Genomic DNA, 17,413 nt, shown 5'->3' with positions numbered 1-17,413 from the left:
TTTACGTTTGTTGATCTTGCAATGTACGGTTCTCTTTCCTTGCCTTCTTAGTGATGAATCGCGTCTCCTCATACCAGCCGTATACACCTCCTTCTCACATGCTTATTTATGTATTGTATGCATATCCCCCTTTAGGGTTTTAGGCATTTGTAGCATGCCGATCCCAAGTATCCGCTTCCATTTATATTTGTAGCAAAATAGGGCTTCTCCATTTACCCTATTATTAATAGAAAGGTTAATATGCCGTTTCCAAATAGGTTAAAAAGTCATTTATTGATTAAGAGCCAGCAAAATGGTTCATACCACAAAGAAAGGAGATAAGAACCATGCCAATCATAAAACCTGTATATACAGCAGTAGCTACTGCTCCCGTAGCAACTGGTGGTGCCGTAACCACGACTGTAACCCCAGCCGTGACTCGTTTTTTTGCAACCATTACAGCCGGGATGATCGGCGCAACAACAACAACTGTTCCTGCCGCAAGCTTTGTTGATGACGCAGATGCTCCAGTTGTTGCTTTGCCGACATTAGCGGCTACGGATTCTTCTAATTATTATATTAACGGAGTTATTCAGCAGAGCTCCTTATTCACTCTAACCACAGCAAGTTTGGTCATTGCCTCCGTAGATATTACACCAGGTGTCCCAGTTGTTATAGAAATATCCGACTTTAGCGGCACGACCTCTACTATCACAACTCCGCCTACCATCTCTGCGCCTACGGTCACTATTATCACTTAACACTTTTCATATTTTTGATTCAAGATGGACTGAACGGTCATTTATGCTGTACATTACCCCATATAAGCTAGAAAAGACCGATTCAGATGTCGATATCTGAATCGGTCTTTTAGTTCAAGATGATTATATAATCGTTTTCAAATGACTGGGTACTGTATGATTAAGGCAAAATAGCAAAGGAGCGCACCGGAAATCCAGGGGAATCTTGAATGCTCGGAACGATATTATATATGACCGCGCCCGTCGGGGGTAGCTTGTCCAAATTCGTCAGCACCTCAACTTGATACCGATCCTGCTCCAATATGTAATATTCCCCTACCAGCTTGCCAGCATTGCGATAAGCTACAGAGGAATCAGTATCTAGTGTTTCATGTCCAATGGCAGCTACATTCCGTTCTTCTACCAAAAAGCGTAGCGCTTCCAGCGACCAGCCCGGACAGTGTGCATCTCCAGCGTCATCCTTGTTTGAGAAGGCATCTGAATCAGGCCAACGTTTGCTCCAGTCACTGCGAAAAGCGACAAAGGACTGATCAGCAATGCGTCCATGCTCTTTCTCAAAGTCCAAAATATCCGCAACCGTAAGTTCATAGTCAGAATTGGCTGCAACGGCTGCTGAACGGTCAATGACAACTAGCGGCAAAACCAGTTCCTTCAACGAAAGCTCATGCAAGTAACGTTTGCCCTTCACAAAATGAACGGGTGCGTCAATATGAGTCCCATACTGACCGGGAAAGCAGTATTGTTTTACAAAAAAGCCATCATCGTGGGTAAACAGGGTATCCACCTGAACATTATCGAATACTGGAAAATGAGGGATTTCAGGATAAAAAGCGTGGGACAAATCTACCCACTCTTTTTGCTTCAACAACTTCAAGATATCTGCTAAATGCTCTGCCATGATGCCCATTCCTCCTCAGCTTTATTACAAGCCATTTTACTTGAGGATTCTTCAAAAATCTATAAATCGAAATGAAATCGTTAACATTCTGAGAAAAACACATAAACAATTCCATATATTCATATATACATTTCCTATTCCGTGTGATTGTTAACGTTTTCATTATTACATATACGTCTTGATTGGAAAAAGAAGGGGTCTATTGAATTATATAAAAAATTCGACAAAAATTTTAGTATGTAACTTTTATTATATTAACAAATACTGGAACACAAAGTATGATAGAAAATGTAGAAACCACAGGAGCACCCGGGACTCCCTTCGTTCATCTACTCCATTAATCCAATATACGGAGGTATTTTATGAAAAAGAGATTTTCACTCGGAATCGCAGCGGCTCTACTGTTCACTACTCTGGCTCCTATAGGTGCACCTGCTCATGCAGCCAGCGATATTGGCAAGGAGACGCTCGGCAGCAAAAACGGATGGGCAGCCTTTTCTACAGGCACAACAGGTGGAGCTACGGCGACTACCTCCAATATTTTCACCGTAACGAATCGCAAGCAACTTGTCGATGCCTTAGGCAAAAGCAGCAACACAGTGCCTAAAATTATTTATGTCAAAGGCACGATCAACGCCAACGTCGATGACAATAATAAACCGTTGGGATTAAACGATTACAAGGACTCTAAATATGAGTTTGACGCCTACCTCAAAGCGTATGACCCGTCCACCTGGGGTAAAAAGGCTCCGTCCGGCACATTGGAAAAGGCACGCGAAGCTTCACAAAAAAATCAAGCCAGTCGCGTCATTATTGATATTCCGTCCAATACAACCATTGTCGGGCTGGGTAGCGACGCCGTCATTAACGGCGCAAACCTCCAGCTGAAAAAAGGGACAGACAACGTTATTATCCGTAATATTGAATTTCAGGATGCCTACGATTATTTCCCTCAGTGGGACCCAACAGACGGCAGCACAGGCAATTGGAATTCGGAATATGACAGTATTACAGTTAACGGCGCCACACATGTATGGGTAGACCACAATACCTTCAATGATGGGTCTCACCCCGATAGCCAAAATGGCACCTTTTACGGTCAAGAATACCAGCATCATGATGGACTTCTCGATGTGATCAACCAAGGCGATCTGGTTACGGTTTCTTACAATCATTTTTACGATCATGATAAATCGTCGATTATTGGCAACAGTGACAGCAAAACAGCAGATGAAGGAGCTTTACGTGTAACCTTGCATCACAACTATTATGAAAACACGGTACAACGCACACCACGTGTACGGTATGGACAAGTCCATCTGTACAACAATTACTATACAGGTGATGTAAAACGCTCCGAATATCCTTCACTGTATATATGGGGTGCAGGTAAATCCTCCAAAATCTTCGCCGAAAACAATGTCATTGACGTTGCCGGTTTATCTGCAGCTAAAATCGTGACTGTCTTTGGAGGAACTGCCCTGTCAGATACGGGCACAATCCTGAATGGACAAGCTGTTAACGCAGGCTCCAGCGTGGGTCTTAGCTCCTCTGTAGGCTGGAAACCATCGCTGAACGATAAAATTTCCCCATCCGCCAGTGTGAAGGCAGAAGTCACTTCCCAAGCCGGTTCCGGTAAGCTGTAAACTCTGCCCGCTAATACCAATAACCACAGGCGCATACAACCCTGCGATTTTACACCAAAAAGGCTGTTTCCTCCGTAGAATGATTCCACACGGAGAGAACAGCCTTTTTTTATTTCTCATTGGTTTAGTTATAAATTACGTTGCGCATTAACTGCCGTATTGTTCTACCAAAACCGGCTTTTCAAATGCGTTATCCAGCTTGCGAAGTTTAGCCTTTACCGCTTCTGGTGGCTCAACCGCAGGCGCATCTGGATGCAGCAACCATGATTTTACAAAATGCGTATCGGATAATTGAAAGAGTGGAGGCTCTTTCTCAAAGTCAATTTTCATAGCATAAGAACTGCGGGCTGCAAAAGCATCCCCTACAGGTGGGTGAAGCAGATCCGGAGGTGTTCCCGGAATAGCCGCCAGCTTCTGACCATGGCTGTCCAAACTTGGCATAGAAGCGAGAAGGCCCCATGTATATGGATGTTTCGGGTTATAGAAAATTTCATTAACCGTACCTGTTTCCACGATTTGTCCTGCGTACATAACGGCAACACGGTCCGCCATCTTCGCCACAACACCGAGGTCATGCGTAATAAAGATGATGGAAGTATCGATCTTTTTCTGAAGATCCTTCATCAGCTCCAAAATTTGAGCTTGAATCGTTACGTCCAACGCAGTCGTCGGCTCATCGGCAATCAGAAGTTTCGGATTAGCAGCCAATGCCATCGCAATGACGACACGTTGACGCATACCGCCACTAAATTCATGCGGATATTGGTTAAAACGCTGTTCAGGATGTGGAATACCTACCAGATTCAGCAACTCAATACCCCGCTTGCGAGCAGCATCCTTGGATATTTTTTCATGCTTGAAAAGCACTTCCGTGATCTGCTTGCCGACTTTCATCGTAGGGTTAAGCGAAGTCATTGGGTCCTGAGAAATCAGGCCAATTTCCTTACCACGAATTTTTTGCATCTGCTTTTCCGTTTTATTAATCAGCTCTTGTCCGTCAAACATAATTTGACCCTTTTGATAGATGCCCGGAGGGGTCGGAATCAACTTCATAACAGCTTGTGAGGTTACGCTTTTGCCTGAGCCGGATTCGCCCACAATCGCCAGCGTCTCTCCTTTATTGACATGAAAGTTTACGCCACGAATGGCCTGCACTAGTCCCTGACGGGTCTTGAAAGATATCGTTAAGTCCTTCACTTCCAAAAGGCGGTTCATCTCATCACTCTTTCATTTATTATTCATCACTATTATTGACCACTATCTAAAAAAACGACGTCCAGGAGTCAAGGTATATACGATTAATTTTACTCAGTTTAGTACCTACCAGTCAAGCTATATCTAAAATATCACCAAAAACCTATCATACTATGTTAGATAAATGGGATATTAGGCCGAAAAAACGATCATTTTTACCCATTTTTGTACTCATTTATAACATGTGCTGGATATAGCTGAAGCGTGCTCCACCCAATGGCGAACGGGTGCAGAGTAGTTCTCCATTCAACCGGGTAGCAATTTGACGACAAATAGCCAATCCAAGACCTGTGACACCATTTGAGCCCGCATAGAATCTTCCGAACACCTCGGCTGCCTCTTGTTCGGTCAGCCCTCCTCCATCATCATCCACATGCATAACCCATACAACCTCCGGTGTTGTCCCTGTCTCCAAATGAATGACAACCTCCGTAGAGGTGTGCCGAACTGCATTTTGCAACAAATTCAACATCATACGGAACAATTGCTCGGCCGGAACGGCCACATGCAGGCCCTCTCCCTCCACTCGAAGCGAGATAGAACGTTCAGCAGCCACCGGCATCAATAGATGAACAGCATCCTCCGCCATGCTTTTAAGATCAACCAGAGAGACAGGCCATTCCTCATTCAGCGCTTCCAGCCTTGATAGCTGCAGCAGCTTTTCCACCATGTCAATTAACCGCTGGGACTGCACTTTGATGATACTCAGCCCCTCGTCCTGGGATACCACTTGATCCTGAATGGCATATACATAGCCTTGAATGGACATTAACGGTGTCCTTAGCTCGTGAGATACATTTTGTAGAAATTCAATTTGACCCTGATGGTGCTGCTGAATACGGGCGGACATGGAATGAAAGGTACCGATCAGCTCGCCAATCTCACTTTTATCCGCCTGCGGAAAATCACTATCCTGCGGCTGATTAGGCTCATAGTTGCCTACCGCCTCCTTCAATCGTTTAAGCGGACGCACTAGACGCGAGACAACCATCAGACCAATGACGAGAATCACCAAAAAACCCGCGATGATAGACAGTAATGTGGTTCTCATTAACGGTACATACAGTGCTCGCAAAGAAGATAAGGGTGAGTATACAAAAATACGAAAAGGCTGTCCGGGCAATTCTTCATTCGTAAACAGTACCTTTTTACCTTGAAGCACAGCTACCCCTTCATGTGTAGCGGTCAGATCCTGGGGAGACGGATGAACCGATGCAAAAAATCCCTGGCGGATCAAAAGCAAACGCTCGATCTTTTTGCCTTCCATTCCAGAGACGCTTGAGTCGATGATGCGGTTATCCGTGCTTAAAATAAAGTAATCGGCAGATAAAAGCACGCCCTTGATAACATAGTTCAATTCAGCATTATCCAGTCGATCAAAGCCTCCGTCGCTCATAATATGGACGGCTTTGCGCGCCTGCTCATGGAGCTTGGATTTAGCCTGATTCACCAGAATGTCGTCGATAAGCCTGATGAATAAAACGACCGTAATACAGACGGTAATAAGCATGGCGATGGACAGGGAAAGCAGTATTTTAGCTCTCATCGTACGCATGGTTATAACTCCTGAACCGTTGCTTTATAGCCGAAACCCCATACGGTGTTAATGACGAGCGTAGAGTGAAATTCAGCTAACTTTTTACGAATCCGTTTGACCAGATCATCCACAACCCTCACATCACCTATAAAATCATAGCTCCACACCTGCTGAATCAGATGTTCTCTGCCAAAAGGTCTCTCCAGATGATTCGCAAGAAACAGCAGCAGGTCGAATTCACGTGAGGTCAAATTTAGCTCTTGTCCGTCCACTGTGACTTTACGAAAGTCAGCAAAAATACACAGATTGCCCGCATGGCAAAGATCTGCGCTTCCTGCCGCTTGTCTATCGTCCGATGCAGACATTCCGGCCTTGCTCAGTCTCAGCATCGCTTTAACCCTTCCTACCAACTCTCTTGGATTAAAGGGCTTGGTCAAAAAATCGCTGCATCCCAGCTCCAGCCCGTGAATACGGTCGTTTTCTTCTCCACGGGCAGAGATCATAATGATCGGCATTTCTGTAAAATCACGAAGCTGAGTCAGTAGAGAAAGCCCATCAATGCCAGGCATCATAATATCAAGAACGAGACAATCCGGACGGTTCGTACGGATATGCTCTACCAGTGTTTTACCACTGGAAAAGGAAGTGACCTCGTAGGATTCTTTTTTCAAATATTCAGATATTAATTGCAAAATGAACACATCGTCATCCACTACTACTATTTTTGTCATGGCCTTAACCCCTTGCCGTTGTTCTGGATGCTTCCATCCTCTCTTTAAGCTTAACAGAAGCCCAGCAGAATAGACAAAAGACGGGTATACCGTTCCCGGTCCCGTCTTTCTTATCATGAATCGCTGCTGTATATGCCAGGCGAGCTGAAAGCTAATTACACATCCATCTTATTTCTTGGTTGTTACTACTTTAGCAGCTGTTTTTGGCGCTTTTTTCACTGTTTTTGCTGGGACTGCTTTTTTAACTGGAGCTTTGTGGGTCACTTTTTTAGCTACGGCATGATGTGCACGAGTTTTATGAGTTGTTGCTTTGTGTTTAACAACATTATGTTTTTTTGCATGATGTTTAACTGTACGGTGCTGCACTTTCACTGCTTTTGTTTTGTGGCTTGCCACTTTTTTCGCAACGGATTTTTTGGCAGGGGCTTTCTTCGCTTTGGTTGTTGTTTTATGAGCTGTTGCAGCTTTTTTAACGGGTGCTTTCACCACAGGTGTTTTCGTCACAGGTGCTTTCGCCGGTGTTTTGGTAGCCGGAGTCGTAAACGCAGGAGCTTTGGTCGCTGGTGCAGTGCTCGCTGGAGTCGTTGTTGCTGTAGCGGCGAATGCACTGCTTGCTCCTCCCAGTACACTTACTACGGTCAATACGGCTGCTGCATTTTTAGTCCATTTTTTCATGATTGAATCACCTCTCCTTTAAAGTATCTTTAGCTTATCAGGAGAATTCGGGATAATTGTGGAGCAAATGTGTGAAAAGTATATGAAATAGCGTGCAGACTCATGTATTTAGAAATTACATGAGTCTGTACGCTATGAGTTCTACAATAACCATCTTCACTAGCCAATGGCGATCCAGGAAATAATACCATAGTTATGCGAGGTTTCGTTCCACTTGGTTACGACGATCACTGCTCCATTCGGCGTCTGAGATTTCAGCGTCGCATGAAAGAGAGGGTGGTTCGTCATCGCTACCAACGTGTAGTCTGGGTTTACAAAAGGCTCCCCGAATACAATGGTCACTTCCGTCTCTCCTTCACTACCTTTCAAAAGAAACGGCGCTCTGCCAAACTGCTGCAATGCGGGCTGATTCGCACAAGTACGGACCGGAGTGATGCTCAAATGCTCCGGCTTCACTGCGTTCAGCTCCAACTCACGTGAGCCTACAGAGCCTTCCACCAGATGATGACCCTCAATGCTCTGCTCTGCCACATGATGACTTTGTACCGCAGCAGCCTGCAGATGCTCTGGTCCCACAGCTTCCGGGCTCAGTACCTCGCTGTCGACGGCCTGAGCTTGCAGATGGCTGCGAGATATACTGTTTGCCTGAAGTCTGTCGCCACTGACACCTTCCTCTGGCAAAAGTCCGGAGAGATGAATATCTGTGGACAGCTGAGCCAGTGTCACCGAGCCCGGCTTTAGGTGATGCGAATCAATAACTTCCTCTCCAATGTGGTGGCTTTCAATAGCTTCCTCAGCCACATGGCGGGACTGTATCGTTCCATCTGCAAGCTTGCTGGACGTCACCGCACCTTCCTGTATAGCATCCTCAGCCACCGCCTGCCAGCCTACATGCTGTGGCTGAATTGCCCCTGCTTGCAGATGTTCCGACTGGATTGAATCCAGCGCGATATGCCTGGACTGCACCACGCCCTCTGCCAGTGCGGACCCTTGGATCGCCCCATCGGCCAAATGTTGAGCGTGTACGGCATGCTCCGTCAAATGCACGGAGTTTACGCTGGCTTCTGCCAGATTCGAAGCACGCACCGCCCGAAGCGCAAGCTTCTCAGCGTTCACGCTGCCTGCCTGAAGCGCGTGAACCGATACACTCCCGGGTGCAATATGCCGGGTCATCACTGCCGAAGCCTCCAAATGGGCAGAGGTGACAGATTCAGGAGCCAGATGGCTCGACTGGACGGCCTCTTCTGCCAAATGATTGGCTTGCACCGCTTCGTCCGTAATATGCCACGGCTGGACCGAATGAGGAGATATTTTGGCAGCAGTCACGCCATCATCCGCCAGTTTGTCGGACGTAACCGACTCATCCTGCAAAGCATCGGTTGATATTGCTTGGGATGCGATATGCACACCCTGAATGGTTCCAAGATGCAGATGGTGCGGCTGAATGGACTCCGGTGCGATATGCACGGACTTCACCGCCCCCTCTGCCAGCGCTCTGTCCTGTACTGCGCCCGTTGCCAAGTGCCGGGGGTGTACGGCATGCTCAGACAACTGTGAAGGGCCGACGCTGCCTTCCGCGAGATTCGTCGCTTGCACCGAGCGTGCCGCCAGCTTTTCCGAGGTGACGCTTTCTGCTTGAAGCGCACGACCTGACACACTGTCCACAGCCAGATGTCTCGCAAACACCGAGGAAGCCTGTAAATGATCAGAGGTGACGGATTCCGGGGCCAAATGGTTGGACTGGATGGACTCTTCTGCCAAATGATTGGCTTGCACCGCCTCGTCTGTAATGTGCCACGGCTGGACCGAGTGGGCTGACAGCTTGGCGGCAGTCACGCCCTCATCCGCCAATTTGTCGGACGTAACGGATTCATCCTGTAAAGCATCGTTCGATATGGCCTGTGAGGCGATATGCACACCCTGAATGGTTCCCGTTTGCAGATGGTGCGGCTGAATGGACTCCGGTGCGATATGCACGGACTTTACTCCCCCCTCTGCCAGCGCTCTGTCGTGTACTGCGCCGGGTGCCAAATGCCGGGGATGTATCGCCTGCGCAGACAGATGTGAAGGACCGACGCTGCCTTCCGCGAGATTTAACGCTCGCACCGAGTGTGCCGCCAGCTTTTCCGAGGTGACGCTTTCTGCTTGAAGCGCACTACTGGATACGCTATCCGAGGCCAGATGGCTCGCAAGCACCGTTGAAGCTTGCAAATGGGCAGATCTGACGGATTCCCGGGCCAAATGGTTGGACTGGACAGCCTCTTCTGCCAAATGATTAGCTTGCACCGCTTCGTCTGTAATGTGCCACGGCTGGACCGAGTGGGCAGACAGCTTGGCGGCAGTCACGCCCTCATCCACCAGTTTGTCGGACGTAACGGACTCATCCTGCAAAGCATCGGTCGATATCGCGTGTGAGGCGATATGCACACCCTGAATGGTTCCCGTTTGCAGATGATGCGACTGGATGGACTCCGGTGCGATGTGTACGGATTTCACTGCCCCTTCTGCTAGCGCTCTGTCCTGTACTGCACCCGTTGCCAAGTGCCGGGTGTGTATCGCTTGCGTGGACAGATGTGGAGGGCCGACGCTGCCTTCCGCGAGATTCGTCGCTTGCACCGAGTGTGCCGCCAGCTTTTCCGAGGTGATGCTTTCTGCTTGAAGCGCACTACTAGATACGCTATCTGGAGCCAGATGGCTCGCAAGCACCGCTGAAGCCTGCAAATGGGCAGAGGTGACAGATTCCCGGGCCAGATGATTGGACTGGACGGCTTCTTCTGCCAGATGTTTGGCTTGCACCGCTTCGTCTGTAATGTGCCACGGCTGGACCGAGTGGGCTGACAGCTTGGCGGCAGTCACACCCTCATCCGCCAGTTTATCGGACGTAACAGACTCATCCTGCAAAGCATCGGTCGATATGGACTGTGACGCGATGTGCTCTCCCTGAATGGTTCCAATTTGCAGATGATGTGGCTGAATGGATTCCGGTGCGATGTGCACGGACTTCACTGCCCCCTCTGCCAGTGCTCTATCCTGTACTGCTCCAGCTGCCAGATGCCGAGTGTGCACCGACTGCGCAGAAAGATGTGAAGGGCCGATGCTGCCTTCCGCGAGGTTCATTCCTTGTACCGAGCGCGCTGCCAGCTTTTCCGAGGTGACGCTTTCCGCTTGAAGCGCACGACCGGACACACTATCCGGGGCCAAATGTCTCGTGAGCACCGAGGAAGCCTGTAGATGCACCGAGGTGACCGCTCCTGCAGCCAGATGTGCCGAATCCACGGCCGCCACAGCCAAATGGTTGCTTTGTACAGCTTCGTCCATAATATGTCCGGACTGCACGGCATGGGCAGACAGTTTGGTGGGAGTTACGCTTCCCTCCGACAGTTTGGCAGAGGTGACCGATTCATCCTGTAAGGCCGGAGTCGCTATAGCCTGCAATGCGATATGCTCTCCCTGAATGACCCCGCTTTGCAAGTGCTCCGATTGGATGGATTCGGGCGCAAGATGTACAGACTTTACAGCGTTCTGGGCTAATTCCGTCTCCTGTACTGCTCCTGCAGCCAAATGCTGAGTGTGTACGGCTTGCGCAGCCAAATGTCCGGGACCCACGCTGTTTTCTGCCAGATTGGAAGCCTGCACAGCACGGGCCGCTAGCTTCTCAGAGGTGACACTTTCTGACTGAAGTGCATGACCGGATACACTGTCGGGGGCGAGGTGTTTGGTTTGGACCGATGCAGATTGCAAATGATTAGAGGTGACGGATTCCGGAGCGAGATGATTCGCCTCCACCGCTTCAACAGCCAGATGGTTACTCTGCACCGCTTTATCGGTAATATGCCACGGCTGCACGGAACGAGCAGACAGCTTAGAGGAAGTGACACTACCCTCAGCTAACTTAGGAGCCGTAATCGCCAAATCATTGATTTTATCCGTGGCCACACTTTCCGGCGATAGTTTCAGTGAAGTAACGGCATGATCCTGCAAATGATGGGAGTACACCGCTCCGCTGGCCAAATGCGCGGTTTGAACAGCGCCTTCCCCTAGTATGTCCGCAGTAACGGACTGTTCTTGCAAAGCCGAGGTTCCAACACTGTCTTCCCCAAGATGTTTGCTCAGCACAGAACTCTGGGCCAGATGGGTTGAATCGACGGATTGAGCCTGCAATGCCTTTCCACCCACACTGTTGTCGGCAAGGTGGTTTTCACGAATTCCCCCCGTTGCAATGTGTGCGTGTGTAATGGCTTGAGGGGCAATCTTATTTCCAGTTACCGCTCCTGTGGCAATTTTAGGTTCTGTCACTGCTTCGTCAGCAATTTTGTCAGACTTAATCGCGCTCGAGGCAATGTGATTTTCCTTGACAGCCTGATTCGCCACATGGTGTTCCAACACTGCCCCCTTCCCTAATTTCTCGCTCGTCACAGCCCCGGAATGCAAATGTTGCTCCGTAACCGCCTCCGATGCAATATGATCTTTTCGAATGATTTCCGACTGGAGGTGTACGGAAGAGACTGCCTCCGGAGAAATTTGGGGACCTTGTATGGCTGCTGTAGCAATATGTCTGGTAAGTACCGCCTCGTCGGCAATTTTGTGTGGTAAAATGCTCTGATCCGATATCTTGGATGAAGTGACGGATTGATCGACAATTTGCAATGAGCCTACAGACTGATCTGCCAGTTTATTGGACTGAATGCTCCGATCCGCCAGGTGGCGGGCTGTCACTTGGCCCGTTCCAATCTGCTCTTCCCCGATGGAGCCAGGACTCAGATGCTTTCTTTCGATCGCTCCAGCCTGAATGTGCGCACTGGTCACTGCCTCAGACTCCAGATGGCGCCCGCTAACAACGCCTTCCTCCAATTGTTCCTTACCCACAATTCCATTGGATAGCTGCTTGCGATTAATCGAACCGGGGGCCAGATGCCTTGCATGAACGGCATGCTCGGTCAGGTGTGCACTCTCAATGCTGCCAGCTTGGATTTTAGCTCCATCCACAGCACCATCCCGCAGTTTGGAAGTGGTCACAGATTGATCGCCCAGCTTGGAGCTGTCGACAGCTTCATTAGCCAAATTGTTCGATTGAATCGTACCACTGCGAATTTTATCCGAGGTGACCGACTGATCTTGAAGCATATCTGAAGACACGATCCATTGCTTGAAGTGACGGCTCTCAATGGAGCCATTCGCAATATGATCACCGCTGATAATCTTATCAGCCAGCTTCTCAGGAGTGATGCTGCCATCTCGAAGCTTTTCACCACCGATGGAGCGATCCTGCAATTTACTGCCTGACACCGATGCGTCCGACAGATGTTCCACCGTAATGGAGTCTGCGGCAATCTTCGAAGAAGTCACAGCACCGTCGGCTATCTTAATCGTTTGAACGGCATAATCCGCCAGAGATTCCGTGTGGATGCTCTCTTGTTTCAGCTTGCTGAAATCTATGGAAGCGGGAGCGATCTTCTCACCCGTCACAGCGAAATCGCTCAAATCGTCTGTATAGATGAAAGCATTGTTTACATGTGGGGCCTTCTTATTGCTCAAAATTTCCTCCACATCAATTGGATCAGGTTCTGGTTCTGGCTCCGGCTCTGGTTGTGGTTCTAGCTCTTGGGGTTCCTCCATCGACACTTGAGTCTCCTCTGCATCCTCACCTTCAACCTCTTTCTCATGCGAAACCTCGATTTCAGGTTCGACAACAGTCTGTAGCTCCGGCTCCTCTTTGGTTGGGGGAGGCGGAGAAGCAACTTGATGAAGTCTTGCTTCTGTCTCCCTCTCCGCAGGCTGTGGCTTCACGCGCTGTATCATACTTAATTCATTCATATCCGGGTCAATTACACTATAGAGCGGCTTTTTGTTTCTTATGGTTTTGCGGCTCTTATTCTTCAAGCAGCTCTCTCCCTTCTCGTATTTATCGTTACAGCATCATATGCAGGCCCTTAGGCACTTGCCACCCCGTGCAAGGATACACTTTTGGTTAAAAAGGATACTTACTGAAATCCACGTTTGAAAAAAAATAGTTAAAAGTTAAAATAGTAAGGGTGAAGATCGCTACAAGAAGAGAGGAATTACAATAACATGATTATTAAACCAAGAACACGTGGCTTTATCTGCACCACTGCTCATCCGGTGGGCTGTGCCCAACATGTTCAGGAGCAAATTGACTATGTACAGGCCCGTCCTGCTATCCAGGGACCCCGTAATGTACTTGTGATCGGGGCATCTGCCGGATATGGGTTGGCTTCTCGCATTACTGCTGCCTTCGGTGCGCGTGCCAATACAATTGGTGTATATCGCCCTAGTAATGCTACGGCCACACGTACAGCATCGGCAGGCTGGTACAATTCTGCTGCATTTGAAAAAGCTGCTCAGGAAGCTGGGCTTAAATCCTTAAGCGTGACAGGCGATGCCTTCTCGGATGAGGTCAAAGCCAAAACGGTGGAAGCCATTCGCGAAGAACTGGGACAAGTCGATCTGGTGGTTTACAGTGTCGCTTCAGGTCGCCGTACAAATCCTCGCACAGGCGAAACGTTTAATTCCGTGCTCAAACCTATTGGTAAGCCTTACACAAACAAGACCGTTAACTTCCACACCGGGGAAGTCAGCAGCGTGACGCTTGAACCCGCAACAGAAGAAGAAGTACAAGCAACGGTAGAGGTTATGGGTGGTGAGGACTGGAAATTGTGGATTGACGCCTTGCGTGAAGGCGGTGTATTGGCTGATACTGCAACAACCTTCTCCTTTTCGTACATTGGTTCAGATATTACGCAAGCCATCTACAGAGAAGGCAGTATCGGAAGTGCAAAGGATCATTTGGAGGAGACAGCGCATCAGCTGAACGATCAGCTGAAAGTTACAGGCGGACGCGCCTTCGTCGCAGTCACCAAAGGACTCGTTACCCAATCTAGCTCCGCTATCCCTGTCGTTCCTCTGTATATTTCTGCTTTATATAAGGTAATGAAGGAAAAAGGGCTGCATGAAGGGTGCGTAGAACAGAGCTACCGCCTGTTTGCTGAGCGTCTGTACGCACCAGAAATTCCTGTAGACGAAGAAGGGCGTATTCGTATTGATGATTGGGAACTGCGCGAAGACGTACAGGCAGAGGTTGAGAAGATATGGGAGGCGCTGACGACCAACAATATCTACGAATTGTCAGATCTTGAAGGATATCGTCACGAATTTTTCCAACTGTTCGGCTTTGAGTTCGAGGGCGTAGACTATGATGCTGACATCGATCCCATCGTAAATATTCCTAACGTGCGCTAAGTCTTTTCATATCGTCATTATGTCAGAAAAACAAAAAAAAGCTGTTCTCCAGCAGAGAAACATTTCGTTCTGCATGGAGGACAGCTTTTGTTTTTTAATTAAAAGGGACACTTGTGTCCGCTTCGAACTGCAAAATGAAGCAAATATTGCAATTTTAAATTTCATTTGATATTGTACAAGTAGGCATAGCAAAATCCCTCTTCCTAACAAGAGGGTAAACACAGTTGGACAAGTCCTACCTTGACTGACCGTGATACTATTTGCTCAGCCCATCACATCCATATAAGGAGGTGTACAACATGGCAAAAGACGTTCTGTGTGAAGTCAATTCATGTACGTACTGGGCCCAAGAAAATAAATGTAGCGCTAGCTCCATTTATATCGTAAGCAACAGACCTGAAGACACTCACAAATCCGAAGAAACAGACTGCAAAACCTTCGAAGCCAAGTAAATCTTTGATTTCAAGCCTAAGCTTTATAATGAAGGAGCCCATGCCCGGGTTCCTTCTTTCTTATGATATTCTAACAAGAATGATAATTATTATCAAGTCCTTTTTCGGTACAGAAAAACGCTATTCAATCCACACAATCATTTCTCTGCTCAACGTCTGGTTGCAGGCTTACTTTATAAAGTCACGCCGAAAAGGACCCTGCTGTTCTCTCTAAAAACAAAAAAAGAAGCGTCGCTCTGAACGATTCGCTTCTTGTGCTTGACCTTTTGTAATTGTTCTTGCTTGGTCGGCTTCATTCGTATGTGCTGTGAAATCTCGCCATAATGGTCATTCGTTTTGCGGCTCTGTGCCGCACAATAGATTCCAGCGCGTTTTGCCTTGCTCAGCGCTTTTTGTGTTTGAGTACGTGCCATACGGCTTCACTCTCCTTCTTTGGACTCCTTTTATCATAACATCCAATAGTCAAATCGTGAATGGTTTGTCTGACTCAAGCATTCTTCAATTCATTAAATGTCTGAAAAAACATCTGGATCGCCACTGGAGGCCGCTACAATAAAAACAATAACTATAAAAATGATGATCAGTGTATAAATCAGTGTACCGATAATACTACATACCAATCCAGCAATGGCCATACCTCTGCCTTGCTCGCCATGACGGTTAATTTCCTTCAGGGAAAGACTGGACAAAATAATACCCACAATTCCGATAATCAACCCGAGATAGGGAATGACCACAGATAAAATCCCAAGCACCATCGAGGCAACAGCTTTACTATTCGTAGGTGGAACTACTGGGGGCGGGTTAAATGGGGCGTTATAATCGTTCGTCTCCTGAAAAGGATCGGAAGATCGAGGCTCCTTGTACAAATCACTCATCTGTTAAATTCAACTCCAATAAGTAAAATAGCAATTATATAAGTTCTAGGGTACCACAATCTTACAAATCAGGACAGTACTTATTTCAATTTTTTAAATTAGAACGTTAAAAAGAAGAAACATAGCGATATTAGCACTTTTTGAGGTAACCGGGCATACAGTATTTTACCTGTTACAGATCAATTGCGCTCCATGAGAGCATCCTGCCAAGGAGGTCGGAGCTATGCTATATCGTGCAACATCCCGCAGAAAGGGCTCGCCTCACAAACGTTTAAATGCAGAAACACTTAGGAAAATATCCGCTGCCATGCTACCCTTTTACAAAGCTATTGCAACCCGACGTGCTTTTGCCGTCCAATGGTCACGAGCTGTCGTTCAGGGCAATTTGGATCGGATGAAATCCCTTCTCTGCTCAGTAGCGCCATTTGCCGCCAAACAAGGCTTAGGCACGAATGGCATCGGCTACTTCATTTCCTTTTTAGCTCAGCCACCGATGCTTTATTATACGAATGGAACGACGATTCCACCGGGGACTGTGCAGTTTACGTTTGAGCCGAGAGTTCATCGCGCCATCGCAAAAGCCGTTTTTCCGCTGTATCGCGAATTGGCACGTAATCCATGTTTTGCTTCTGCCTTAGCTAAAGCGATCAACAGACAAGACCAGCGTGCAGTTCATGTCATGATCCGTAGTTTGATTCCATCCTCTGCACTGAAATCCGTACAAATTGAGGATGATGGCTTTGCCTTGCTTTTTAAGTATCCCTTTAGCAAGTATCCCTATCGCAATCTGCTCTTTCAGGAGTTCACTTAAAAAGGTCGCTACTAGCGTGCTTGCTTGAGTTTTCCAATGAGCTCTTTTCCCAGTTGTATAGCCATATCTGTCAGCACTCTGATTTCGTCCTTGGTTGCATGATCCAAATGTGCCCCGCAGCAAATGGCAAAATTGCCCGCAAACTCTTTTCGCAAGCGAACTGCAATTTCTTCGGTAATATAAAATTCCTTATGGTTTTGTAATTGCACAGTTTGAATCGGCTCGAGCCTGGCCCCTGCTGTAATCGTTCCCAAATGGGGCTGATCACCGCCAGAAATGAGTACAATGATATCTTCCCCCATAAAATAGGCATCCAGCACAAGACGGATACGTCCGCTTTCTTTTTGCAAATGTATCATATAATCCTCTCCTGCTAAAAAATATTATTGTGAAACGATTCACTTTATGACCATTATTCATTGTATCGCTTCCTGAACGGCTCGACAATTAAAAATGGCCCACAGCAGCCTCTATAAACCGTGGCTTGCTGTGGGCCTTCATTGCTATTCTAGAAGAAGCCTTCCCTTTCCTACT

14 protein-coding genes are annotated in these 17,413 nt (G+C 47.7%); 5 read left to right on the top strand and 9 right to left on the bottom strand.

Features of this window, described 5'->3' with window-relative positions; all coding sequences use genetic code 11:
* Positions 1-326: 326 nt before the first annotated feature.
* Positions 327-740, top strand: a complete 414-nt coding sequence (locus NLX74_RS11145) for a DUF4183 domain-containing protein (protein ID WP_250266444.1) — start codon at positions 327-329, stop codon at positions 738-740.
* Positions 741-900: 160 nt separating this feature from the next.
* Here NLX74_RS11145 and NLX74_RS11140 read toward each other — a convergent pair whose 3' ends face one another.
* The gene (locus NLX74_RS11140) at positions 901-1,638 is read right to left on the bottom strand and encodes a cyclase family protein (protein WP_061828742.1); all 738 of its coding nucleotides are present in this window, start codon (positions 1,636-1,638) and stop codon (positions 901-903) included.
* A gap of 362 nt (positions 1,639-2,000) precedes the next feature.
* On the opposite strand from NLX74_RS11140, the gene NLX74_RS11135 reads away from it, so the two are divergent.
* The gene (locus tag NLX74_RS11135) at positions 2,001-3,284 is read left to right on the top strand and encodes a pectate lyase family protein (protein WP_254328742.1); all 1,284 of its coding nucleotides are present in this window, start codon (positions 2,001-2,003) and stop codon (positions 3,282-3,284) included.
* Positions 3,285-3,431: 147 nt separating this feature from the next.
* Here the strand turns inward: NLX74_RS11135 and NLX74_RS11130 are convergent, their stop codons facing one another.
* From NLX74_RS11130 to NLX74_RS11110, 5 genes are all read right to left on the bottom strand, one after another.
* Positions 3,432-4,499 (bottom strand): ABC transporter ATP-binding protein, encoded by a 1,068-nt coding sequence (locus tag NLX74_RS11130; protein WP_013311421.1) that lies wholly within the window; start codon positions 4,497-4,499, stop codon positions 3,432-3,434.
* A 214-nt stretch (positions 4,500-4,713) separates the two neighbouring features.
* Positions 4,714-6,093, bottom strand: coding sequence for a sensor histidine kinase (locus tag NLX74_RS11125; RefSeq protein ID WP_254328741.1), 1,380 nt, complete (start codon positions 6,091-6,093; stop codon positions 4,714-4,716).
* A gap of 2 nt (positions 6,094-6,095) precedes the next feature.
* Positions 6,096-6,806: a response regulator transcription factor gene (locus NLX74_RS11120; protein ID WP_254328740.1), complete on the bottom strand. Its 711-nt coding sequence runs from the start codon at positions 6,804-6,806 to the stop codon at positions 6,096-6,098.
* Positions 6,807-6,974: 168 nt separating this feature from the next.
* A complete protein-coding gene (locus NLX74_RS11115; RefSeq protein WP_254328739.1) occupies positions 6,975-7,481 on the bottom strand; it encodes a hypothetical protein in 507 nt (168 codons plus the stop codon).
* Between the two features lie 159 nt (positions 7,482-7,640).
* Positions 7,641-13,361 carry a WIAG-tail domain gene (locus tag NLX74_RS11110; RefSeq protein ID WP_254328738.1) on the bottom strand — a complete coding sequence of 1,907 codons (5,721 nt, stop codon included), beginning with the start codon at positions 13,359-13,361 and terminating at the stop codon, positions 7,641-7,643.
* Positions 13,362-13,550: 189 nt separating this feature from the next.
* Here NLX74_RS11110 and fabV point away from each other — a divergent pair, with 189 nt between their 5' ends.
* Both fabV and NLX74_RS11100 read left to right on the top strand, forming a co-directional pair.
* Positions 13,551-14,738 (top strand): enoyl-ACP reductase FabV, encoded by a 1,188-nt coding sequence (fabV, locus tag NLX74_RS11105; protein ID WP_254328737.1) that lies wholly within the window; start codon positions 13,551-13,553, stop codon positions 14,736-14,738.
* Between the two features lie 299 nt (positions 14,739-15,037).
* The gene (locus tag NLX74_RS11100) at positions 15,038-15,190 is read left to right on the top strand and encodes a DUF1540 domain-containing protein (RefSeq protein WP_013311427.1); all 153 of its coding nucleotides are present in this window, start codon (positions 15,038-15,040) and stop codon (positions 15,188-15,190) included.
* Positions 15,191-15,363: 173 nt separating this feature from the next.
* Here the strand turns inward: NLX74_RS11100 and NLX74_RS11095 are convergent, their stop codons facing one another.
* Together NLX74_RS11095 and NLX74_RS11090 are read right to left on the bottom strand one after the other, a co-directional pair.
* Entirely contained in the window at positions 15,364-15,603 is a 240-nt protein-coding gene (locus NLX74_RS11095; RefSeq protein ID WP_061828735.1) for a hypothetical protein, read from the bottom strand.
* A 93-nt stretch (positions 15,604-15,696) separates the two neighbouring features.
* Positions 15,697-16,068, bottom strand: a complete 372-nt coding sequence (locus NLX74_RS11090; RefSeq protein WP_061828734.1) for a DUF4190 domain-containing protein — start codon at positions 16,066-16,068, stop codon at positions 15,697-15,699.
* Positions 16,069-16,291: 223 nt separating this feature from the next.
* Here NLX74_RS11090 and NLX74_RS11085 point away from each other — a divergent pair, with 223 nt between their 5' ends.
* Positions 16,292-16,879: a hypothetical protein gene (locus NLX74_RS11085; RefSeq protein WP_235308941.1), complete on the top strand. Its 588-nt coding sequence runs from the start codon at positions 16,292-16,294 to the stop codon at positions 16,877-16,879.
* A gap of 11 nt (positions 16,880-16,890) precedes the next feature.
* Here NLX74_RS11085 and lpdD read toward each other — a convergent pair whose 3' ends face one another.
* The gene (gene lpdD, locus NLX74_RS11080; RefSeq protein ID WP_254328736.1) at positions 16,891-17,238 is read right to left on the bottom strand and encodes a prenylated flavin chaperone LpdD; all 348 of its coding nucleotides are present in this window, start codon (positions 17,236-17,238) and stop codon (positions 16,891-16,893) included.
* Positions 17,239-17,413: the final 175 nt, after the last annotated feature.

It is taken from the genome of Paenibacillus sp. MZ03-122A, from assembly GCF_024213325.1.
Classification (GTDB): domain Bacteria; phylum Bacillota; class Bacilli; order Paenibacillales; family Paenibacillaceae; genus Paenibacillus; species Paenibacillus polymyxa_B.
This window is presented reverse-complemented; position numbering and strand designations above follow the sequence as displayed.

Bases quoted from the DNA above. Each gene is read 5' to 3' on its own strand.
- NLX74_RS11145 (WP_250266444.1), top strand. From the start codon at position 327: ATGCCAATCATAAAACCTGTATATACAGCAGTAGCTACTGCTCCCGTA.
- NLX74_RS11140 (WP_061828742.1), bottom strand. From the start codon at position 1,638: ATGGCAGAGCATTTAGCAGATATCTTGAAGTTGTTGAAGCAAAAAGAG.
- NLX74_RS11135 (WP_254328742.1), top strand. From the start codon at position 2,001: ATGAAAAAGAGATTTTCACTCGGAATCGCAGCGGCTCTACTGTTCACT.
- NLX74_RS11130 (WP_013311421.1), bottom strand. From the start codon at position 4,499: ATGAACCGCCTTTTGGAAGTGAAGGACTTAACGATATCTTTCAAGACC.
- NLX74_RS11125 (WP_254328741.1), bottom strand. From the start codon at position 6,093: ATGCGTACGATGAGAGCTAAAATACTGCTTTCCCTGTCCATCGCCATG.
- NLX74_RS11120 (WP_254328740.1), bottom strand. From the start codon at position 6,806: ATGACAAAAATAGTAGTAGTGGATGACGATGTGTTCATTTTGCAATTA.
- NLX74_RS11115 (WP_254328739.1), bottom strand. From the start codon at position 7,481: ATGAAAAAATGGACTAAAAATGCAGCAGCCGTATTGACCGTAGTAAGT.
- fabV (WP_254328737.1), top strand. From the start codon at position 13,551: ATGATTATTAAACCAAGAACACGTGGCTTTATCTGCACCACTGCTCAT.
- NLX74_RS11100 (WP_013311427.1), top strand. From the start codon at position 15,038: ATGGCAAAAGACGTTCTGTGTGAAGTCAATTCATGTACGTACTGGGCC.
- NLX74_RS11095 (WP_061828735.1), bottom strand. From the start codon at position 15,603: ATGGCACGTACTCAAACACAAAAAGCGCTGAGCAAGGCAAAACGCGCT.
- NLX74_RS11090 (WP_061828734.1), bottom strand. From the start codon at position 16,068: ATGAGTGATTTGTACAAGGAGCCTCGATCTTCCGATCCTTTTCAGGAG.
- NLX74_RS11085 (WP_235308941.1), top strand. From the start codon at position 16,292: ATGCTATATCGTGCAACATCCCGCAGAAAGGGCTCGCCTCACAAACGT.
- lpdD (WP_254328736.1), bottom strand. From the start codon at position 17,238: ATGATACATTTGCAAAAAGAAAGCGGACGTATCCGTCTTGTGCTGGAT.